General features: G+C 62.7%; 19 protein-coding genes. 5 read left to right on the top strand and 14 right to left on the bottom strand.

Translation table 11 applies throughout. The features are described 5' to 3' along the window. The first annotated feature begins 1 nt into the window (after position 1). Positions 2-508 (top strand): cyclic pyranopterin monophosphate synthase MoaC, encoded by a 507-nt coding sequence (gene moaC, locus NKH28_RS19220; protein WP_352681152.1) that lies wholly within the window; start codon positions 2-4, stop codon positions 506-508. Next, positions 508-1,713 (top strand): molybdopterin molybdotransferase MoeA, encoded by a 1,206-nt coding sequence (locus tag NKH28_RS19215; protein ID WP_352980046.1) that lies wholly within the window; start codon positions 508-510, stop codon positions 1,711-1,713. Before moaC ends, NKH28_RS19215 begins: the two co-directional genes overlap by 1 nt. Positions 1,714-1,720: 7 nt before the next feature. Here the strand turns inward: NKH28_RS19215 and NKH28_RS19210 are convergent, their stop codons facing one another. Beyond that, positions 1,721-2,551, bottom strand: coding sequence for a hormone-sensitive lipase (locus NKH28_RS19210; protein WP_352872420.1), 831 nt, complete (start codon positions 2,549-2,551; stop codon positions 1,721-1,723). Between the two features lie 96 nt (positions 2,552-2,647). Further along, on the bottom strand, positions 2,648-3,895 hold the full coding sequence (kynU, locus tag NKH28_RS19205) for a kynureninase (RefSeq protein WP_352980044.1): 1,248 nt from the start codon (positions 3,893-3,895) through the stop codon (positions 2,648-2,650). A 445-nt stretch (positions 3,896-4,340) separates the two neighbouring features. Between kynU and lexA the strand changes: the two genes are divergently transcribed. Further along, complete coding sequence (lexA, locus tag NKH28_RS19200) at positions 4,341-5,075, top strand: transcriptional repressor LexA (RefSeq protein WP_023674949.1); 735 nt, start codon at positions 4,341-4,343, stop codon at positions 5,073-5,075. Here the strand turns inward: lexA and NKH28_RS19195 are convergent. Beyond that, on the bottom strand, positions 5,069-7,534 hold the full coding sequence (locus NKH28_RS19195) for a ComEC/Rec2 family competence protein (RefSeq protein WP_352474271.1): 2,466 nt from the start codon (positions 7,532-7,534) through the stop codon (positions 5,069-5,071). The genes lexA and NKH28_RS19195 overlap by 7 nt on opposite strands. A 96-nt stretch (positions 7,535-7,630) precedes the next feature. On the opposite strand from NKH28_RS19195, the gene gltX reads away from it, so the two are divergent. Together gltX and gltA are read left to right on the top strand one after the other, a co-directional pair. Continuing rightward, positions 7,631-9,052: a glutamate--tRNA ligase gene (gene gltX / locus NKH28_RS19190; RefSeq protein ID WP_352474272.1), complete on the top strand. Its 1,422-nt coding sequence runs from the start codon at positions 7,631-7,633 to the stop codon at positions 9,050-9,052. A 179-nt stretch (positions 9,053-9,231) separates the two neighbouring features. Next, positions 9,232-10,560, top strand: a complete 1,329-nt coding sequence (gltA, locus tag NKH28_RS19185; protein WP_023674946.1) for a citrate synthase — start codon at positions 9,232-9,234, stop codon at positions 10,558-10,560. 106 nt (positions 10,561-10,666) lie between these two features. Here gltA and lpxB read toward each other — a convergent pair whose 3' ends face one another. From lpxB to pyrH, 11 genes are all read right to left on the bottom strand, one after another. Beyond that, positions 10,667-11,833, bottom strand: a complete 1,167-nt coding sequence (gene lpxB / locus NKH28_RS19180) for a lipid-A-disaccharide synthase (RefSeq protein ID WP_352980042.1) — start codon at positions 11,831-11,833, stop codon at positions 10,667-10,669. Then, positions 11,823-12,725 (bottom strand): LpxI family protein, encoded by a 903-nt coding sequence (locus NKH28_RS19175; RefSeq protein WP_352685773.1) that lies wholly within the window; start codon positions 12,723-12,725, stop codon positions 11,823-11,825. Before NKH28_RS19175 ends, lpxB begins: the two co-directional genes overlap by 11 nt. Positions 12,726-12,731: 6 nt before the next feature. Then, positions 12,732-13,565, bottom strand: a complete 834-nt coding sequence (lpxA, locus tag NKH28_RS19170) for an acyl-ACP--UDP-N-acetylglucosamine O-acyltransferase (RefSeq protein WP_352474276.1) — start codon at positions 13,563-13,565, stop codon at positions 12,732-12,734. A 13-nt stretch (positions 13,566-13,578) separates the two neighbouring features. Further along, positions 13,579-14,043 carry a 3-hydroxyacyl-ACP dehydratase FabZ gene (gene fabZ, locus NKH28_RS19165; RefSeq protein ID WP_352502391.1) on the bottom strand — a complete coding sequence of 155 codons (465 nt, stop codon included), beginning with the start codon at positions 14,041-14,043 and terminating at the stop codon, positions 13,579-13,581. Further along, a complete protein-coding gene (gene lpxD / locus NKH28_RS19160) occupies positions 14,036-15,094 on the bottom strand; it encodes a UDP-3-O-(3-hydroxymyristoyl)glucosamine N-acyltransferase (protein ID WP_352474278.1) in 1,059 nt (352 codons plus the stop codon). The genes fabZ and lpxD overlap by 8 nt, the downstream gene beginning before the upstream one ends. 179 nt (positions 15,095-15,273) lie before the next feature. Next, a complete protein-coding gene (bamA, locus tag NKH28_RS19155; RefSeq protein ID WP_352613732.1) occupies positions 15,274-17,628 on the bottom strand; it encodes an outer membrane protein assembly factor BamA in 2,355 nt (784 codons plus the stop codon). 217 nt (positions 17,629-17,845) lie between these two features. After that, positions 17,846-18,988, bottom strand: a complete 1,143-nt coding sequence (gene rseP / locus NKH28_RS19150; protein ID WP_352980040.1) for an RIP metalloprotease RseP — start codon at positions 18,986-18,988, stop codon at positions 17,846-17,848. 104 nt (positions 18,989-19,092) lie between these two features. Further along, positions 19,093-19,926, bottom strand: a complete 834-nt coding sequence (locus tag NKH28_RS19145; protein ID WP_352980038.1) for a phosphatidate cytidylyltransferase — start codon at positions 19,924-19,926, stop codon at positions 19,093-19,095. A 3-nt stretch (positions 19,927-19,929) separates the two neighbouring features. Then, positions 19,930-20,652: an isoprenyl transferase gene (locus tag NKH28_RS19140; protein ID WP_023674936.1), complete on the bottom strand. Its 723-nt coding sequence runs from the start codon at positions 20,650-20,652 to the stop codon at positions 19,930-19,932. 32 nt (positions 20,653-20,684) lie between these two features. Next, on the bottom strand, positions 20,685-21,239 hold the full coding sequence (gene frr / locus NKH28_RS19135) for a ribosome recycling factor (RefSeq protein WP_084640965.1): 555 nt from the start codon (positions 21,237-21,239) through the stop codon (positions 20,685-20,687). Positions 21,240-21,330: 91 nt separating this feature from the next. Continuing rightward, entirely contained in the window at positions 21,331-22,053 is a 723-nt protein-coding gene (gene pyrH, locus NKH28_RS19130) for a UMP kinase (RefSeq protein ID WP_023674934.1), read from the bottom strand. Positions 22,054-22,243: the final 190 nt, after the last annotated feature.

Raw genomic sequence — 22,243 nt, 5'->3', positions numbered from 1 at the left:
GATGGCGGCCACCCTCACCCATCTTGGCGCGCAGGGCGAAGCCAACATGGTCGATGTCGGCGACAAGGCTGAGACGGTGCGCACGGCAGTCGCAGAAGGCTTTGTCGCGATGCGGCCCGAGACGCTGGACATGATCCTCGCCGGCGACGCCAAGAAGGGCGACGTGCTGGGCACCGCGCGCATTGCCGGCATCATGGCGGCCAAGAAGACGCATGAACTGATCCCGCTTTGCCATCCGCTGCTGCTGACCAGGATATCTGTCGATATCGAGGCGGACGCCGCGCTGCCCGGCCTGAAGGTGACAGCATTGACCCGCGTCACCGGCAAGACCGGCGTTGAGATGGAGGCTCTGAGTGCCGTCTCGGTCGCTTGCCTGACCATCTACGACATGGCCAAGGCGGTCGACCGCGCCATGGTCATCTCCGGCATAAGGCTGGTTGAAAAGACCGGCGGCAAATCCGGCGACTACAAGATCACCGGAGACGGGGCCACCGAGGCAGGCCGATAATGGTGCTGGTCCCAGTTGCCGAGGCGCTCGAGCGCCTGCTGGACGGCGCAGCAGCGCTGCCGGGCGAACGCGTCGCACTGCTGGATGCCGCCGACCGCGTGCTGGCGGAGCCGGTTGTGGCGCTCCGCACCCAGCCGCCGTTCAACGCCTCCGCCATGGACGGCTATGCCGTGCGGGCGGCCGATATCGCGTCCGTACCGGCAAGGCTTTCGGTGGTCGGCATGGCGCCGGCCGGACGCGGCTTTGCCGGAACGGTGCAGCAGCGGCAGGCCGTGCGCATCTTTACCGGCGCGCCGCTTCCCGAAGGCGCCGACACTATCGTCATCCAGGAGAACGTCCGCGATCTCGGTGGCGGCAGCGTCGAAGTGACGGAACGGACGGTGCAGGGGCGCAACATCCGCCGCCTCGGGCTCGATTTCGCCAAGGGCGATGTCCTGCTGCCCAAAGGCCGCCTGCTCGACCCGGCGGCCTTGTCGCTGGCGGCATCGGCCAATCACCCCGAGGTGCGCGTGGTCAAACGGCCGCTGGTCGCCATCATCGCCACCGGCGACGAATTACTGCCGCCGGGCAGCGATCTTGGCCCCGACCAGATCATCTCCTCCAACGCCTATGGTGTCGCCGCTGCCGCACAGTCGGTCGGTGCGCGCGCGCTCGACCTTGGCATCGCGCCGGACCGCAGGGAGGCGATCGCTGCGCTGGTTGAAAAGGCCGTGAAGGCTGGCGCGAACGTCATCGTCACGCTGGGCGGTGCCTCGGTCGGTGACCACGACTTCGTCCATGACGTGCTGACCGGGCAAGGCATGACGCTCGATTTCTGGAAGATCGCCATGCGGCCGGGCAAGCCACTGATGTTCGGGCGGCTGGGAGACATTCGCTGCATCGGCCTGCCCGGCAATCCGGTGGCAAGCCTGGTCTGCACTCAGCTCTTCCTGAAGCCGCTGCTGGCGCGGCTCGGCGGCCGCGCCTTTCAGCAGGATATACGTCGGGCACGGCTCGGTGCCGCCATGCCGGCCAACGATCTCAGGCAAGATTATCTGCGGGCTGTTGTCATAGATGACGCCGGTACGCTCGTGGCGACGCCGTTCGGCATCCAGGACTCCTCGATGCTGAAAATGCTGGCCGATGCCGACGGGCTGATCGTTCGCGCGCCGTTCGCGCCTGCCGCGGCGGCGGGCTCCCCCTGCGACGTACTGATGCTACGCTGAACCTGCCTCACTCCGAAATCAAGGTCCGGGTCAGCGGATGGTCTGGATCGGCCAAACCGTCGATGATGTTGAAATGATGCCGGTCAGGCTCGACCACCGAGCTGGTCGCGGTACCCAGGCCGATCCAGATGTTGGCCAGCAACGCGCTCTGACGCAGGAATTCGGCGCGCTCGCCGCCGCCGGCCCAGCAGGTCAGGCGGGCCTTGTCCATCGGGCGCAGCAGCACCGGACTTTCGGCCTGCGCCTCGGCCTCATCGATCGCCAGCGTCTCGTTCATGCCGGTGCGCATGATCGGGCGCAAATCGTGCACCCCCGAGATCGACACCACATGACGAACGCGCCGGACCACTTCGGTCGCCAGCGGCGTCGTCGCCGTAACCATCCGGCTAACAAGATGGCCGCCGGCCGAGTGCCCGGTCAGCATCAGCGGCCCTGCAACCATCGCCGCCGCCTTGCCGATCGCCGCGCCGACTTCCTTGACGATGCCGCCAATGCGTATCTGCGGACAGAGCGTGTAGGACGGCATCGCCACCGCATAGCCGCGATCAACAGGGCCAGCGGCAAGATGCGACCAGAAATTCTTGTCGAATTCCATCCAGTAGCCGCCATGAACGAACACCACGAGTCCCTTGGGCTTGATGGCCGGCAGGAAAAGATCGAGCCGGTTGCGTGGGTTGTCGCCATAGGCCATGTCCAGCCGCGCCCTGCCCTCGGTCGAAAGCACGTCGCGGAAAACCCGCGCGGGCTCGATCCAGGCCGCCGGCCAGCGATCGCTGCCGGCTATGTTGGCGCCGTTGGCATAGGCGTTGTCCCAATCGGCAATGTGACGTTCGAACACCCTGCGCCCTCCCTGGCATATGGCCTTGCAACGTAGCCGTGAGCATCGCGCGGCGCGTCGCTCGCCAGCCTCACGATTCCAGCTCTCGCATCAATCTCAAGTGACAGCTGCTTTGATGGCGAAGCGCGCATCCTTCCACGCACCGGTGCGCAGGATGTCCTCAAGCACTTTGACGGCCTGCCAGACATCGGCATAGCCGACATAGAGCGGGGTGAAGCCGAAGCGCATGGTCGATGGCGCGCGAAAATCGCCGATCACGCCACGTTCGATCAGCGCGCGCATGACCTGGTAGCCATGCTCATGCATGAATGAAATCTGGCTGCCGCGTTTTTCCCCATCGCGCGTGCTTTCGAGCGTGAGCCCGTAAGTGCCGCACTTTGCCTCGACAAGCTCGATGAACAGATCCGCCAGCGCGATGCTCTTCTTGCGCACCGCCGTCATGTCGACATCGTTCCAGATGTCGAGCGCGCCCTTCAGCGTGCGCATCGACAGGACCGGATGGGTGCCGCACAGAAATCGGCGGATGCCGGTGCCGGCCGCATAGCCTGGCTCGAAGGCGAAGGGCCGTGCATGGCCCCACCAGCCGGTGAGCGGCTGCTGGATGTCGGAAAGATGCCGCTCAGCCGCATAGATGAAGGCAGGCGCGCCCGGGCCGCCATTCAGATATTTGTAGGTGCAGCCAACGGCAAAATCGGCGTTTGCCTTGTCGAGCTCGACTGGCATCGCGCCGGCGGTGTGGCAGAGATCCCAGACGATCATCGCCCCGGCTTCCTGAGCCCTGCGCGTCAGCGTCGGCATGTCGCGCAGTTCGCCCGACTTGTAGTTGACGTGGTTGACCAGCACCACGGCGGTGCGTTCGTCGATCAGCTCTTCGATGGTCGGCGCGTCGACCCCCGAGAGGCGCAGCAGCGTATCTTTTCGCGTCGAAACCACACCCTCAGCCATGTAGAGGTCCGTCGGAAAACTATCGCCCTCGGCGACGATGACCTGCCGCTCCGGTCGCATGGCCATGGCGGCGTGCAGCAGCTTGTAGATGTTGACCGATGTCGTGTCGCAGACCACCGTCTGGCCGGCCGCGGCACCGATCAGGCGCCCGAGCTGGTCGCCAAGTTCAAGCGGCATGTTGAACCAGCCGGCGGTGTTCCATGCGCGGATGAGATCATACGACCATTCTTCGGTCGCGGCCTTGTGCAGTTCATCGAAAGCGGCACGTGAAGCAGCTCCTAGCGAATTGCCGTCGAGATAGATCACTCCTTGCGGCAACACAAAGCGGTCGCGCATCGCGCGCAGCGGATCCGCGGCATCCATCGCCTTTATGGCCACGAGATCGGGAATTCCTGTCATGATTTGTCTGCTCCCCCAAGATCCAACGCAACGTCGGACACGCATCGACTGTTCTTCCATTACCTGGTTGCGCGCAGCAAGGCTCCACCGGCGAGAAGCAGCCTGACCAGGCGGTGGAAGCCGGGACTTAACCCGAGGTTGGCGTTTTGAGTTCGTTTCGTTCACGGTGCATTGACCAAACCGCACAGTCGATACGGTTCAATTCCGTGCCTTTTACCAACCGACGGCCGATGCCAGTGCCGCCTTCTAGGAGACCAGAAGGGCGCAAACGAAGCAGAATCAAGGCGATAAGGCTCGCGGCGATGAAAATGCGGTACGCCGGTAGGGGACGTCGTTTGTTTCCCGAGCCTTAACGCATTCATTAAACTTTAAACAGTTGCGGAACACAACTGGAACAGATAGTGTTTGTTCTGGGTTTGTTTTTCTGATTCTGTTGGGGGTCGCTATGCTGACACGCAAACAACACGAACTGCTTATGTTCATCCACGAAAGGTTGAAGGAAAGCGGTATCCCGCCTTCCTTCGACGAGATGAAGGAAGCGCTCGACCTGGCTTCCAAATCCGGAATCCACCGGCTGATTACGGCGCTGGAGGAGCGCGGCTTCATTCGCCGTTTGCCCAACCGGGCCCGTGCGCTGGAGGTGCTGCGCCTGCCTGACTCGATCGCCCCCGGCCTCAATGCGGCACGCAAGTTCTCGCCGAGTGTCATCCAGGGCAGTCTTGGGCAAGGCGCCCCTCGGCAAGGCAAGCCGACATCGTCGCGCGTGCCCGCAGCCGGAAATGACGACGATGTCGTCGCCGCCGTTTCGATCCCGGTGATGGGCCGCATCGCTGCCGGTGTGCCGATCGACGCCATCCAGCACCAGACGCATTCGATTTCGGTGCCGCCGGATATGATCATGGGCGGCGAGCATTATGCGCTTGAGGTCAAAGGCGATTCGATGATCGAGGCCGGCATTTTCGACGGCGACACGGTGATCATCCGCAATGCCGATACGGCGAGCCCCGGTGAGATCGTGGTGGCACTGGTCGACGAGGAGGAAGCGACGCTGAAGCGGTTCCGCCGCAAGGGCGCCTCGATCGCCCTGGAAGCCGCCAATCCGGCCTACGAGACGCGCATCTTCGGACCAGACAGGGTCAAGGTGCAGGGCAAGCTCGTCGGACTGATCCGCCGCTACTGAGCTCCGCCCTTGGCGCCGGCTTTGGGGTTGTCGGCCCGGCGGTATGGCGGCAGGCCCCGTGCCGCGCGTGAAAATTTCCGCTGCACGTGCCAGGGCCGGTATGATTTTTCGACGGCGAAGCGGATCTCGGCGCGTGTTGCCGCTTGTGGATCGAAATAGACGGCGGCACTTCCCGCGCGCGCCAGTTGCCGTTTGGTGACGACGAGGACCAGCCGGTCGTAGTAGCAGGGGTTATGGGCGGTGGCGTCGTCGATGACGATCAAGCTGGCAAAGGCGCAGGCTGGCCGCGCAGTATCGCGGTCCTTGGCTTGCGCGATGATCGCGCCGGATGGATGCCTGGCAAGGCAGAGGCCGTCCGTGCAAATGAACGGCATGCCCGGCGGTAGGTCGGCCGGATCGGCAATGTCGAATTGCGGGTCGTTCTTTCCAGGTGTTTCCGGCGCGACGATAGCCTCTGATGTGAGCGCGCGTTTCCAGTTGTCGATGGTGAACTCATTCGGGCGTGCCCGGTTGACCGCGAGTTCACCGCTGCCGATCGGCAGCGCGACCAGCCGTGCGTCCTCCGAGACCAATACGTCGGGTATGCGTGTCTGCGTTGTCGTCAGCAAGCCGGCGAGCGCAAAAGGAAGTGCCGCCAGCCGCAACCACGTCGTCGCCATGCTGGCAATGACGAGGGCGATCGTCACCAGAAGGACGGATCTCAGCGAAATCAGCCCGACCGCATCGATCGGCGAGCGCTCCGAGATCCACCCGGACAGGGCGATCATCGCCGTCAGCCCCTTGCCCATGACATAGAGAAAAGGGCCATCCGCACCGAACGGCATCGCCAGCGCGCTGAGAACGGCGAAGGGCATGACGACCAGTGACACGATGGGCATGATGGCCAGATTGGCGAACAGGCTGAGCGGCGCCACGCGCTGGAAATGCCATATGGCGAAAAGCGCCGTGGCGCTCCCTGCAATGATCGAGGTCATCGCCAGACCGCACATGCCCAGCAGGACCTTTCGAGTGGCAAAGCGTAGCGGCGACTGCCGCGGCGGCGGCGTGGTAGCCCTGCCGGCGCGGTAATCGGACCAGCCTGCATAGGCGCCGACAAGGGCCGCCGTCGCGGCGAAGGACATCTGGAAACTCGGACCGACCACCTCGTGCGGCGACACCAGGATGACCGCGATGGCCGAGATCGCCAGGTTGCGCATGGTGAGCGCGGCCCGGTCGAACAGCACGGCGATAAGCATCACCGCCAGCATGATGAAGCTGCGTTCGGCCGCCACGACAATGCCGGAAAAGACGAGGTAGGCCGCAATCGAAAAAAGCGCGGCGGCCGCGGCATATTTCTTGACCGGCCGTCGCGATGAGAAATCGGGAAACAGCGCGAAGGCACCCCGCAGCAGCGCCATGATGGTGCCGGCGACCAACGCCATATGCAGCCCCGAGATGGAGATGATGTGGTAGATGCCGGTGCGCCGCATCGCTTCGTTGATCTCCTCGGGAATGCCGGCGCGCACGCCGACGATCAGCGCAGCAGCAATCTCGCCCTCGGCACCGCCGATGCGGCTGCGGATATGGTCGGCGATGGATTCACGCGCGTCTTCGATCGCGGAAGAAAGCTGCGCGGCAAGCGGCATGCTGTCCGACGACACGATTTTCGGATTGCCGAGAAAAAAGCCGCTGCCGCCGATACCGGCGAAATAGCTGTCGAAGGAGAAATCATAGCTGTCGGGCCGCACCGGGCCGGTCGGCGGCAGCAGCCGCACATAGCCGGTGATCTCGGAACCGGCGGTCAGCTCAGCCGGTATCTTCATCGCCGAAACGCGGACCCGTTCCGGCATGTAGCGCAGTGTCGGCCTGGCGGTTGAGATCACATCGATTGTCAGCCTGATGCGGCCGCTCGCCATGGGCTCGTACGATACGACGCGACCCGTCAGCCGCGTCGAGATTTCGGAGCCGAGCATATGCGTTCCGACACGCCATGTTTCGAACTTGGCGGCAAGTACGCCAAGCGCGCAGAGCAGCGCCACCATGAAGCACAGGCGCGTCCTGGGCCATGACCGCGAGACGACGGCACAAAGGGTCGCGAGGAGCGCGATTGCGATCGGCTGTGGAAAGGCCGGCTCCACCGACAGCCCGAAATAAACGACCACCCCGCATGCGAGGAACACCGGCACCAGCAGGAAGGCGATGCCGCGGTCGAGTTCCAGACCGGCCGCTGTGGTTACGCTGTTGCGGATACGGGACGGTGACGGGAGGCGGAAACGCCTGCGCAGGCGTACGATAGGCTCGCCCGCGGGCACGAGAACCGTTGCTGGGTCGCTGGCCGGCAGCGACGGAGCATCGAAGCGCGGAGCAGGTAGCAATGCCGGTGCCGGCAGGACAGGCGGGGGAGCGGCAAACAGCAAGCGTTCGCTGACGTCGCTGCCAACGTCCTCGCCCTCGCCCGCACCACGGCCTCGCACAGCCATCGGGTCTGCCCCTTGCGCCCTCGACCTCCTATGCTACATGAACGCGCAACGCGCGAAAGTCCGCAAACCCACTTCCTTCGCCCGCCTGAGAGTTCCATGCCCGATAAGGTCGTCACCCGTTTTGCCCCCTCGCCCACCGGCTATCTGCACATTGGCGGCGCGCGCACGGCGCTGTTCAACTGGCTGTACGCCAAGCACACGGGCGGCACGATGCTGCTGCGTATAGAGGATACCGACCGTGAGCGGTCGACGGATGCGGCGACGGCAGCCATTCTCGACGGGCTTTCCTGGCTCGGACTCACCTGGGACGGCGCGCCTGTCTCGCAGTTCGAGCGCGCGCCGCGCCATCGCGAGGTGGCCGAGGAGCTGGTGCGCGTGGGCAAGGCCTATTACTGCTACGCGACGCCGGCGGAGCTGGAGGCGATGCGCGAGGCAGCGCGAGCCAAGGGGCTTCCGCCCCGCTATGATGGGCGCTGGCGCGACCGCGACCCGTCGGAGGCGCCGCCCGGCGCCAAGGGGGCGATCCGCATCAAGGCGCCGACAGACGGCGAGACGGTGGTGCATGACCGCGTCCAGGGCGACGTGCGCTTTCCCAACAAGGATCTCGACGATTTCATTATTCTGCGCTCGGACGGCAATCCCACCTACATGCATGCCGTCGTCGTCGACGATCACGACATGGGCATCACCCACATCATCCGCGGCGACGATCATTTGACCAACGCCGCACGCCAGACCGTAATCTATCACGCCATGGGCTGGGAGGTGCCGTCGATGTCGCATATCCCGTTGATCCACGGTGCCGACGGCGCCAAGCTGTCGAAGCGGCACGGTGCGCTTGGCGTCGAAGCCTATCGCGCCATGGGCTACCTGCCGGAGGCGCTGCTCAACTATCTGGCGAGGCTTGGCTGGAGCCACGGCGACGATGAGATCATGTCGATCGCCGACATGATTACATGGTTCGACATTGGCGACGTCAACAAGGGCGCCGCCCGTTTCGACTTCGCCAAGCTCGAGGCGCTTAACGGCGTGCATATGCGCCGGATGAACGACGCGGCGCTGCTCGACATCTTCATCGCCACTCTGCCCTATCTAGAAGGCGGCCCGGCAATCGCCGCTCGCCTCGACGACAGACGCAGGGCGCAACTGCTTGCCGCGTTGCCGGGCCTGAAGGAGCGCGCCAAAACGCTGGTCGAACTTGTTGAAGGGGCTGCATTCCTTTTCGTCGAACGGCCGCTGCCGGTCGACGAGAAGGCGGCGGCGCTGCTCAGCGGTGAGGCGCGCGCGATCCTGCGGGGCGCTCATGCGGCACTAGCCACGGTTTCGGAGTGGTCTGCCGCCTCAGCCGAAGCCGCGATCCGCGACTATGCGCAGGCCGCCGGCCATAAACTCGGCGCCGTGGCCCAACCTTTGCGCGCCGCGCTCACCGGCAAAAGTACCTCGCCAGGTGTCTTTGATGTGCTTGCCGTGCTTGGCCGCGAGGAAAGCCTGGCGCGGATCGCTGATCAAATCGATTAGCAAACTGGCCCAAGAAGATTGGCATTGAAAGGTGTGTTTCGCAGTGCAACATTGGGTCTTGGCCTAATCTGCCGCGCAGATTCAATTGCGGGCGCAAATGTGCGTATTCCGATGCTTTTGACGTGTTGGGTTCAGATATTTTGCCTTTGCCGGCCTGAGGAAACAAAAAGGAGTTTGCTATGACCGAACCTGCGACAAAAATGGAATTTGGCGGCAAAACCCAGGCATCGACGGCCAAGCTGGAACTCGGCGGCAAAACCCATGAATTCAAGATACGAAGTGGTTCGGTAGGACCTGACGTCATCGATATCGGTTCGCTCTACAACACCGCCGGCGTCTTTACCTACGATCCCGGTTTTACGTCGACGGCGAGCTGCGAATCGGAAATCACCTTCATCGATGGCGATGCCGGCATTCTTTTGCACCGCGGCTACCCGATCGACCAATTGGCCGAGCACGGCGACTTCCTCGAAGTCTGCTATCTCTTGCTCTATGGTGAACTCCCGACCAAGGCGCAGAAGGACGATTTCGACTACCGGGTGACGCGCCACACTATGGTGCATGAGCAGATGTCGCGCTTTTTCACCGGCTTCCGCCGTGATGCGCATCCGATGGCGGTGATGTGCGGCGTGGTCGGCGCGCTGTCGGCCTTCTATCACGATTCCACCGATATCTCGGACCCCTATCAACGCATGGTCGCGTCAATGCGGCTGATCGCCAAGATGCCGACGATCGCGGCGATGGCCTATAAATACCACATCGGCCAGCCATTCATTTACCCGAAGAACGAGCTGAATTTCGCAGCCAATTTCCTGCATATGTGCTTCGCCGTGCCTTGCGAGGAATACAAGATCAATCCGGTGCTGGCCCGCGCGATGGAGCGCATCTTCATCCTGCACGCCGATCACGAACAGAACGCCTCGACTTCGACCGTCCGCCTGGCCGGCTCGTCGGGCGCCAATCCTTTTGCCTGTATCGCTGCCGGCATCGCCTGCCTGTGGGGTCCCGCACATGGCGGCGCCAACGAGGCAGCCCTGAACATGCTGGGCGAGATCGGTCATGTCGATCACATCCCGGAATTCATTGCGCGCGCCAAGGATAAGAACGATCCGTTCCGATTGATGGGATTTGGCCACCGCGTTTACAAGAATTACGATCCGCGCGCCAAGATCATGCAGAAGACCGCGCACGAGGTCCTGGGCGAGCTCGGCATCAAGGACGATCCACTGCTCGACATCGCCATGGAGCTGGAAAGGATCGCACTGACCGATTCCTATTTCATCGAGAAGAAGCTCTATCCGAACGTCGATTTCTATTCCGGCATCACGCTGAAGGCGCTGGGCTTTCCGACCACCATGTTCACCGTGCTGTTCGCGGTCGCCCGCACCGTCGGCTGGATCGCGCAGTGGAAGGAGATGATCGAGGATCCGCACCAGAAGATCGGTCGCCCGCGCCAGCTCTATACCGGCGCGCCGGAACGGGACTACGTGCCAATCGCGAAGCGGTGAAGGTGGTGAATGGTGAATGGTGAATGGTGAATGGGAGTAGCGAAGCGTCGCTCCCTGTCCATAGAAACCGCTATTCACAATTCACTATTCACTATTCATAATTCACTCACTTCCTCACCATCCCCATCACCACCCCCGCGGCAATCTCGCCTGACGGCTTGGCGGTTGCCATACGCCCGGCAATGTCGGCAAAACCATGCTTCTGCCAGGTGCGGTAGGCGGTATCGGAGCACAGCGCTTCCAACTGCCGCGCCAGATAATGCGGCCGCACATATTGATTGTAGTGTTCCGGCACAACCGGTCGGTCGGCAATGAGATTGGGCAAGGCTGCGCTCCATACTTTGATCAGCGGCTGCGCCATGCGCATGACCGGATCGAGCCGGTAGCAGGAGATCATTGGCACACCCGCCAGTGCCAGTTCCAGCGATACCGTCCCCGACGCGATCAGCGCCGCATCCGCCTTGCCGAAGGCCTGCCATTTGCGTTCGGCATCAAGGATGATCTCCGGCTTCTCGTCCCAGCTCGCGACCGAGGTCCTGACCAGGTCGGCGACGTGCGGCACCGTCGGCAACAGCAGGCGCAAGCGGTGCCCGCGCGCCCGCAGGATCGACAGCGTTTCGCCGAACGGCCCAACCAGGCGCCGCACCTCGCCGCGACGCGAACCGGGCAATACAAGCAACGTTTTCACACGGTCAGCGGCGAGGTTACGCGGCTGCGCCTGCGCCCTTGCGGCACTGACTATGCCCGGATCGTGTGTAAGGCGATGCCCGACATAGGTGCCGGGCGGCCCGCCCAGGCGAGCGAGTTCCTTCACCTCGAACGGCAGGATGCAAAGAATGTGATCGACATATGGCTTCATCGCCGCCGCCCTGCCCGGCCGCCACGCCCACACGCTCGGGCAGACATAGTGGACGATCGGGATAGTCGGATCGGCGGCACGCACCTTCTTGGCGACGCGCAGCGAGAAATCCGGACTGTCGATGGTGATAAGGCAATCGGGCTTTTCACCGGCAATCGAGTTTGCCGTCTGGCCGATCCGCCGCATCAGGCGCGGCAGGTCGCGCAGGATGGCGCTAAGCCCCATCAGTGCGATCTCGCTGCCGTCGAACAATGGCGCCAGGCCGAGCGCCTGCAAATGGCGGCCGCCGATGCCGACAAGCCGAACTTCGCGCCCGGTCATGCGCTTGAGCGCCTGCACAAGGTCGGCGCCAAGTAGGTCGCCGGACTCCTCGCCGGCGACGACGGCTATCTTCAACGGCCGCTCATTCGCCATGCGCCGGCTCCGTAGCAGGCAGGCCAATCACGAACAGGCCGAGCGCATTGGCACGTCCGATGGTGGCGGGACCTTCGAGCACCAGCGAGCGACCGGCTTCGACGGCAATGCCGGCCAGTCCGGCGGCATGCGCCGCCTCGACGGTCAGCGGGCCGATGGAGGGCAGATCGGCACGCAGTTCCTGACCGGGCTTGGCGCATTTGACCAGAACACCGCGGCTCCCGCCGGCCAGCCTGCCGTGCCCGCGCAACTCCCTTGTCCGCTCGAGCAGCCCGTCGGTGCCTTCGACGCCTTCCAACGCAATGGCGCGGCCGCCGACCGCAACAGCCGCTTGGCCGATATCCAGCGCGCCGATGGCTTTTGCCGCCGCGTGCGCCGCCTCGATGTCGCGCCAGTCGGATTTGCGTGGCGCCGCCTTGGTCAGCAGGCCTTCGGCGGCGACCAGCTCCGGCACGATCTCGTGAGCGCCGATGACCTTGATGCCGCTGCGCTCGATCCTGCGGACGAACAGTTTCAGCACCGTATCGTCCCCCCGGGTTACACCGACGAAGAGGCTGGGTAGCCACGCGAGCAGGCCCAAATTGAGGCGCATGGCGCTCAGCCTGGGGCGGCGCGTGATATGACCCGCGGTTACGAGATGCGTGACGTGGTGCCGCTTAAGGATCGGCAGCAGCGAGCCGACGTCTTCCAGCCTCAAGGTTGCCTGCTCATAGGGCTCGAAATCGGCTATGCGATCGACCTCGCCGGCCGCCATCACGACGAAGGGCAATTTGCCTTGCCGGGCGAGCGCTCGGGCAATTTCGACCGGGAGACTGCCGCCGCCGGCGATGATGCCGACCTTGGCATCTGGCGCGAGATCAAGGCCTTTTCCGGCAGCCTCAATCTTCGTCATCTGCCCTCAGTCTTCATCATCGGTGTCGTCGCCGTCGCTACCCTTGAGGGACGGCACGGCGTAGTGCCGCTTGCCGCGACCGGCGATGAAGTCGACGATCTTCATGGCAGTCGGCGACGAGGCGAATTCCGCCTTGGCAAATTCGATGTTTTCGCCGACGGTCCGGGAGCGATCGAAGATCGTCTTGTAGGCTTTGCGCAGCAAGTGGATCTCCGAACGCGGCAGGCCGGCGCGCTTCAGGCCAATGATGTTGAGGCCGCGAAGGCTGGCACGGTTGCCAACGGCGATGGCGTAAGGAATGACGTCGCCGACGATCGCCGAGCAACCGCCGAGAAAGGCGTTATCGCCGATGCGGACAAACTGATGAACCGCGGTAAGGCCGCCGATGTAGACATTGTCACCGACTTCGCAATGCCCGCCTAACGTCGCTTGATTGGCGAAGGTGGCGTTCTTGCCGACCACGCAGTCATGGGCAATATGGGCATAGGCAAGGAAATTGCCGTTGTCGCCGATCGTCGTCTCGCCGCGGCTGGAATCGGTGCCGACATGCATGGTGACACCTTCGCGGATCGTGCAGTTCTCGCCGATCACCAGCGTGGTACGGCCGCCCTTGTGCTTGGTGTTCTGCGGCGGCCCGCCCAGTATCGCCATCGGATAGACCTTGGTCGATGCACCGATGGTGGTCGCGCCAATCACCGAGACATGGCTGACCAGTTCGACGCGGTCGCCGATCACGGCGTCGGGGCCGACGTGACAGAAGGGCCCGATGCGGGCGCCTTCGCCGATTTGGGCGCCTGCCTCGATGACCGAGGATGGATGGATGACTGTCTGGATTTTCATTAGCATTCGTTTGTCAGCCGCTTGCGACCATCATCGCCGAGATCTCGGCTTCCGCCGCCTTGGCGCCATCGACGAGGGCCTCGCAAGCGAATTTGAGAAGATTGCCGCGTTTCTTGATTTTCTTCACATGAATTTTCAGCTGGTCGCCTGGAACGACCGGCTTGCGGAACTTGGCATTATCGATGGTCAGGAAATAAACCAGCGACGGCTTTTCCGTACCAAGGCTGCGGATGCAGATGGCGCCGGCCGTCTGCGCCATCGCCTCGATGATCAGCACGCCGGGCATGACCGGCTGGTCGGGGAAATGACCTTGGAAATGCGGCTCGTTTATGGTGACGTTCTTGATGCCGACGGCGGATTCGTCGCCATCTATGTCGACAATACGGTCGATCATCAAGAACGGATAGCGGTGCGGCAGGAGCTTCATCAGCCGCATTATGTCAACCGCTTCGAGCGTCGCCGCTGCGATGTCAGCCATTTCCCCCCTCACCCTGTTTGCGCGTCCGTGCAAGTCTGCGCAAGGCCGCTATCTCGCGCATGGCTTCCGCCATCGGCTGCGCCGGATATCCTCCCCAAATCTCACCGGCAGGCACATTGCTCATAAACCCGCTTCTTGCCGCAAGCTTGGCCCCGGACCCGATGGTCAAATGATCCGCAAGGCCGACACCGCCACCCATGGTGACGTTGTCGCCTACCGTCACGGAACCGGAAATACCCGAAAGCCCGGCTATAATGCAATTGCGGCCGATGCGAACGTTGTGCGCGATCTGCACCAGATTGTCGATCTTGGTGCCCTGGCCGATGATCGTGTCGGACATGGCGCCGCGATCGACGGTCGTATTCGACCCGATCTCGACGTCGTCCTGGATGATGACACGGCCGATCTGCGGAACCCGCTCCGGACCCTTGGCGCCGGCCACGAAACCGAAGCCATCCTGGCCGATCCTGGCACCGCCATGGATGATGACGCGATTGCCAATCAACGCATATTGCACGCTGGCACCTGGACCGACATAGCCGTCACGGCCAATCTGCGAGGACGGACCGATGACCGCATGCGGGGCAATGACGGTCCCGCTGCCGATGGCAGCGCGAGGTCCGATGATCGCACCCGCTTCGATGATCGCACCGGCCTCGACATGGGCGGTCGCATCGATATGGGCGTGCGGCGAGATACCGGTTTCGCCGGTCATCGGTCCAGGCGTTGCAGCGGCCGGAAAAAGCAGACGCCCGACCATTGCGAAGGCCTGCTGCGGGCGCGGATGCACCAGCACCGCGATGCCCGCCGGCGCCTTGCCGGCAAATTCGGCAGGGCAGAGAACCGCCGCCGCCCGCAGTGACTGCATCAGGGCGAAATTGCGTCTGCCATCGACGAAGACAAGGGCGTTCTCGCCGCCTTCGTTGGCGGGCGCCAGAGCCTCGATCGATACATCGAAGAGACCGGAATCAACAAGCGTCGAGCCGGTCAGATTCGCGACTTCGCCGGCCGTATACCGACGTGAGGGCGCGAAGAACACCGGATCGGTCATTCCAGAAGCAATATCCAGCTACCGCATGACCCCGAAATCGGAAATCGACCCTCGGAAAGGATCATGCGCAAATCAAAATGCTACAACGTCCTTTGCGCGTCCGATAGGACGCGCTGCGCTGTAGTGTCGGATCACTGCCATCCGGATCCAAACGAGCCGGAAGCATCATTGCCCGCACATCAGAAGCGGGTCGATATGCCGAAGTTGAATTCCTGCACGTCGTCGGTCTTTTCCTTCTTGACCGGGATCGCATAGTCGATGCGGATCGGGCCGAAAGGCGATGCCCACATCAAACCGACACCGACGGAAGCGCGCCATTCCATGCCGGTTGTCGAAGAATTGACAAGGCCACTTGCGATTTTGCTGCCGTAGAGCGTTGCCGCATCGGCGAACACAGCGCCACGCAAACCGAAGCTTTCGGGGATGACCGGCAGCGGGAACTGAGCTTCCGCCGAGGCATTGAAGTAGGTGGTGCCGCCGAGATGGTCATTGCTGTTGTCCGAAGCAACCGGGCCGATGCCGCCGTATTCGAAACCGCGGATCATACGGTCGCTGCTCTGGAAATGGTCGAAGACGCGCAGATCGCCGTTGCCATAGCCTTGGACATGGCCGGCGCCGCCCGAAATGAGGCCCACCAGGTCCAATTGTTCGGACAGCGTCTGATAAATGCTGCCGCGCGCCGTGACCTTGATGAACTTGGCATCGCCGCCGAGGCCGGCCACTTCCGTGCCGACATTGGCATAAATACCGTCATGCGGGTTCTTCATGTCGTCGATCGTATTGTAGATCAGGCCGAGACTGACCGAAGACTTGAGCCATGGGCTCTCGTTAACGCCGTTTTGGATCGCCTGGGACACGTCGCAACCGGCCGCTGGGTCGCAGCCCTCATCGAACTCGTACTTCTCTTGCGCAATATTATAAGCGAGTTGCGTCGAGATATTGTCTGTGATCGGCAGGCCGAAGCGAACGGTCGCGCCTGTCGTGTCGCTGTCGTAATGGTCGTAGTTTCGGCTCTGCTTGTAGATGTCGAAGCCGGCCGCGATGCGGCGTCCGAGGAAATAGGGTTCGGTGAAAGAGAAGCTGTAGTCGCGCGAGTTCTTGCCACCGCCCGCTGCCACCTTGATGAATTGGCCGCGACCGAGGAAGTTGCGCTCACTGACGGAACCTTCGACGGACGGACCTGACGTTTCACCGCCGCTCGAATAACCGGCGCCGACGGTGAACTCACCGGTCGATTTCTCGACCACATCCACCACCAGCACAACCTGATCCGGCTCAGAACCCGGAACGGTGGAAATTTCGACTTTTTCAAAATAATCGAGCGCTTCCAGCCGCCTCTTCGCGCGCTGGATGAGGACCTGATTGAAAGCGTCGCCTTCGCTGACATCGAACTCGCGGCGAATGACGTAGTCGCGCGTCCGATCGTTGCCGCGAATCTCGATGCGCTCGATATAGGCCTTGGTGCCCTGGTCGACCGTATAGACGACCGAGATCGTGTGGTTCTCGAAGTTGCGGTCGCCGCGCGGCGTCACCTGGGCGAAGGCATAGCCGGATCCAGCGACCTTTTCGGTCAAGGCGATGATCGTGTCCTCGACGTTCTTGGCGTTGTAGACATCGCCCTTGTGGGTCTCGACCACCGATTCAAGCGACTTGGCGTCGACCTCGGGGATCGTGCTTTCGACGCTGACATCCCCGAACGTATAACGCTCGCCCTCCTGCACCGTGATGGTGACGGTGTATTTGTTGGTTGTGTCGTCGAGTTCGCCGACAGCCGAGACGACCTGGAAGTCGGCATAGCCGTGATTATAATAGAAGCGGCGCAGCAGCTCCTGGTCGGCGCGCAGCTTGTCCTCGTCATAAACATCGTCGCGCAGCACGAACGACAGGAAGGACGAGCGCTTGGTGGAGATGATGTCCGACAGACGGCGGCTCGAATAGGCGCTGTTGCCGACGAAATTGATCGCGGCAATCTGGGTGCGGCCGCCTTCGTTGATGTTGAAGACCACGTTTACCCGGTTGTCGCCGAGATCCATGATCTGGGTGGTCACGGCGGCATCGTCGCGGCCGATACGCCGGTATGCGGCCTTGACCGCCTCGACATCGGCATCGAGTTGCTGTTGCGAGAAGGTGCCGCGCGGCTTCAATTGCACCGCGGCCTCAAGCGCGTTGTCCTTGAGCTTCTTGTTGCCCTGGAACAGCACCTGGTTGACGACCTGGTATTCGGACACCTTGATGACCAGCGTCGATCCGACCTGGTTGATCTGCACATCCGAAAACAGCCCGGTGCCAAACAGCGCCTTGACCGCATCGTCAATATCCGAACTGGAAAACGCCTTGCCGGGCTTGATCGTCACGTAATTGCGGATGGTGTCCGCGTCGACACGCTGATTGCCGGTGACTTCGACTCTGGAGACGACAGCCGCCTCGGCGGCCGATGTGGCAACGAACTGCACTGCGAGCGCGCCTGGTACAACCAGAGCGGCGGACATAGCCACCGCGGACGCGGCGCTCAAAAACTTGGATGCTGCCTTCATCGGGCTTTTGTACCTTTTCTCGAAGTCCCCACGGCGAGAAAACCGGACGTGCGGTAATTTCCCCTACCGTATTAACCGGATTTTCCCTACACGCAAGGCTTCTGGTTAATTTGTATTTACTTAACCCTGCGGCGTGGCTTTCGCGTCACGCATATCCCCACGCATGGTAAACGGCGTCTCAACATTGCTCGTGCCGAAGCCAAATTCCTTCATGATTTCAGCACCCAAACAGATCGTTCCAGAAAACAAAGCCCATGAACCCGAGCACCAATATGAGGCCGCTTCGGTAAGCCATTTCCATCATGCGTTCGGACACCGGCCGCCGGATGACAGCCTCCACGCCGTAGAACAGAAGATGCCCTCCGTCGAGGGGGGGAATCGGCAAAAGATTGAGAATCCCTATCCCGACTGACAGGAATGCAACAAGCTGCACGAGCCATTCAAAGCCGAGCTTTGCCGCCTGACCCGACATCTTGGCGATCTTGATGGGGCCGCCCAGCTGGCACTTGTCCTCGCGACCGACAACGAAACGTTGCAGGAACTGGCCGGTACGCTGGATGACGTGTCCGGTTTCCTGGACCGCTGCCCCGACCGCCCCGGCCGGACTATAGGTGATCAGCCGTGGCTGGCCGAGTTCCTTGTTGTTGACGACACCGATCACGGCTACCTGGACCTTGTTGCCCAGTGCGTCTTGTTGTTCCATCAGGCGCGGCGTCGCCGTGACGGTGATTTCCTTGCCGGCGCGTAGCATGACGAAGGTGATGCTGTCGCCGGCGCGGCCAGAGACCAGACGCTGGACGTCGGCAAAGGTCTCGACCTTGCTGCCGTCGACGCTGACGAATCGGTCGCCGGGCATGATGCCGGCCGCGGCGGCCGGACTGCCGACGGTGACCTCAGCCACCATCGGCTCCAGCACGGGCCGGCCATGGACGGAAAACAGCACGGCAAAGACGGCGATCGTCAGCAGGAAGTTGAACAGCGGCCCCGCCACGACGGTCGCCGCGCGCTTCCAGATCGGCTGCGTGTGGAAGGCGACCTTGCGTTCCTCCTCGCTCAGCGCCTCGATCTCCTCGGAGCTGGGCTGGCTCGACGTCGCGTTCATGTCGCCGACGAACTTGACGTAGCCGCCGAGCGGTATGGCGCAAAGCTTCCAGCGCGTGCCGCGGCTATCGTTGAAGCCGATGATCTCTGGGCCGAAACCGATCGAAAAGGCTTTTGCGCCGATGCCGCACCAACGCCCGACGAGGTAATGGCCCATTTCGTGGACAAAAACGACCACGGTCAGCACGAACAGGAAAGGCACCAGCGTGCCGAGGACAAAGCCCTCTGTGCTGAAAACCGCGTTAAAAATCTCGTTCAATTCATGCCCTCAAATTCATCCACGGCAGAGATCACGCCGCGACTGTGACATCAATCCAGGCGAATCCATGACGCAGCCCCGCGCCGGCCCACCGACGATGCCGTTCAAACCGGAAACAGCCCCTGTGCCGGATGGTCGGCGGTCGCGGAAATCCAGCCGATGACGTATAGGGCGAAAGCCGCCGCGACAAGCCCATCTACCCGATCCATGATGCCGCCATGGCCGGGTATCAGCGTGCCGGAATCTTTACGGCCGTGGCGTCGCTTGACCCATGATTCGAACAGGTCGCCGGCCTGCGCGACAATCGAAAGCACCAGTGCGACCACGCCAAGCACGACGAGGTTGCCCGTTCCGGCTACGGCGGCCAGAAGCAGCCCGGCCACTACGCCGCCGACCACCCCACCGAGCGCCCCGCTCCGCGTCTTGCCCGGCGAGATCGACGGCGCCAGCCTTGGACCACCGATGGAGCGGCCGACGAAATAGGCAAAGATATCGGTCGCCCAAACCACGGCGAATAGGAACAGAATGGCCAGCAGCCCTGAATGGTCGCCGTCACGCAAGAAGGCCAGCGACAAGCCGGACACGGCCGCATAGGCAAGGCCGGATGCTTCCCACGGTCCTGCCCTGCGCATAGAAGAAGCGACGGCAGTGACAGCAACCAGAGCCGCGACGAGCGGCAGCAGCAAAGACGCAGGCAGGCCGGCGACGAGGGCACCAATAAAGACCACGATCAGCGCCTCGGGCAGAAAGCCGAGACCTGCCGTAGCATCAGCACCTGCCGGGGCAACGGGGCGGCTCATCCGCGTCCACTCGTAGAAGATCACCGCCGCCATGGCAGCGCAAAGCAACCGGAAGGACAGTCCGCCGAGCCAGGTCAGGGCAAGCGTGACGATGGCAAGCACGACGGCCGAAATGACCCGGAGTTGGAGGTTGCTCATTCCTCAGCCTGAGGCGACATCTTGGGCGGCAAGTCCGCCGAAGCGGCGCTCGCGGCCGGCGAAATCGCGCAGTGCATCGGACAGGTGCTCGCGACTGAAGTCGGGCCAGTAGCAAGGCAGGAAAACGAGTTCGCTATAGGCGGCCTGCCATAACAGGAAGTTGGACAGCCGAAGCTCGCCGCTGGTGCGGATGACCAGTTCCGGGTCCGGAATGCCCTCTGTATCGAGCGAGCTGGCAAAGGAATCGGCCGTGATCGCCTCGCTCTCGATCTCACCGCGCGCCACCGCCGCTGCGAGCTTGCGCGCGGTGCGCACGATCTCGTCGCGCCCGCCGTAATTGAAGGCAATGACCAGTGTCAGCGCCTCGTTGCTGAGAGTGAGCGTTTCGGCTTCCTCGAGCAGCCCCCTTATGTCGGGCTGCAGCCCTGCCCTGTCACCGATGACCCTGATCCGCACCCCACTCTGGTGCAGCTCGGCGAGGTCACGTCGGATGAAAAGCTTCAGCAGGCCCATGAGGTCGCTGACTTCGGATTTCGGCCGTGACCAGTTTTCCGACGAAAAAGCGTAGACGGTCAGGAAGGAGATGCCGAGGCCGGGGGCGGCGCGCACTGTCTTGCGCAGCGCCTCGACGCCGGCGCGGTGACCGGCCAGCCGCGGTAAGCCGCGCGCCTTGGCCCAGCGTCCGTTTCCGTCCATGATGATCGCGACATGCGCGGGCGTTGCCATATTCTCGCTTCCGGGCCAGGCGTGGCCAGACCCTAGACCTGCATGATTTCCGCTTCCTTGTCGGAAAGCAGGTGGTCGATGGTGCTGATTGTCTCGTCGGTCAGTTTCTGAACTTGGTCGGCCCGTTTGCGATGGTCGTCCTCACTGATGTCGCCGTCCTTTTCCGCCTTTTTCAGAAAGTCCATGCCGTCCCGGCGAACGTGGCGTGCGGCGACGCGGGCATTCTCGGCATAACCGTGCGAGATCTTGACCAGCTCCTTGCGGCGCTGTTCGTTGAGCTCGGGCAGCGGAATCCTGAGATTGGTACCGTCGACGATAGGATTGAAGCCGAGATTGGCTTCACGGATGGCGCGGTCGACTGCGCTGACCATCGACTTGTCCCAGACCGAAACCGAAATCATGCGCGGTTCCGGCACCGACACTGTTGCCACCTGGTTGATCGGCATGGTGGTGCCATAGGCCTGCACCTGGACGGCATCGAGCAGGTTGCTCGACGCGCGGCCGGTGCGCAGCGAAGCCAGATCATGCTTGAACGCGGCGATCGCCCCGTCCATCCGCCGTTTGAGATCATCGTACTCGCCACTCATCATCGTCTCCTCGACCCGTTAACCCGGGTTCACTGCTTAGGCCCTGTTCGAGCCTCATCCGCAACCGGTCCCTTTCGGGTTCATGGTCCGGTCAATCGTCTGCGACAACCGTGCAACGGCCGCCGCCCCTCAGGATATCGCCGAAGCCACCCTTCTCGTGGATCGAATAGACGATTATCGGAATGTTGTTTTCGCGCGCAAGTGCAATCGCCGCCGTATCCATGATCGAAAGCCCGCGTTTGATGACTTCGTCATGGCTGATCCGCTCGAAACGTGTCGCATGCGGGTCCTTCTTGGGATCAGCCGAATAGACACCATCGACCTGGGTGCCCTTGAACAGAGCATCGGCGCCGATCTCGGCGGCGCGAAGGGCTGCAGCCGAATCGGTGGTGAAGAACGGATTGCCGGTGCCGCCGGCGAAGATGACGACCTTGCCCTGGTTCATGTAGGCGGTCGCCTGACGCTGCGAAAAACTTTCGCAAAGCTCGGGCATGGCGATCGCCGACAGCACCACGGCGTCGACGCCGATCTTGTTGAGCGAGGTGCGCAGCGCCAGCGAATTGATAACCGTGGCAAGCATGCCCATATGGTCGCCGGTGACGCGGTCTCCGCCTTTTGACGCAACCGCGACGCCACGGAAGATGTTGCCGCCGCCTATGACGACACCGACTTCGATGCCCAATGCGCGGGCCTCGGCGATGTCGGCGGCGATGCGGTCGACCACCGATACGTCGATGCCGAAATGCTGCTCGCCCATCAACGCTTCGCCCGACGCTTTCAGCAAGACACGTCGGTAGAGGGGCTTCACCGTCATCTGGTCCTCGTCATCGTGCGTGTGACGCGTTTCGGTGCGCCCCGAAACACTGGGCGTTCCGATACACGAAGGGCGCCGCGCTGTGACCCGGCGCCCCCGCCCGGTGTTTAGATAGTGGGCCGGGGTATCCGGCAGCGCACCCCCGGCACAGTGGATTTTTAAAAAATACCCGCCCCCCACCCCGGGAGGG

Source organism: Mesorhizobium sp. M1227 (assembly GCF_040318315.1).
Classification (GTDB): Bacteria; Pseudomonadota; Alphaproteobacteria; order Rhizobiales; family Rhizobiaceae; genus Mesorhizobium.
The sequence above is the reverse complement of the archived record's forward strand: the minus strand, read 5'-3'. Positions and strand labels throughout refer to the sequence as shown.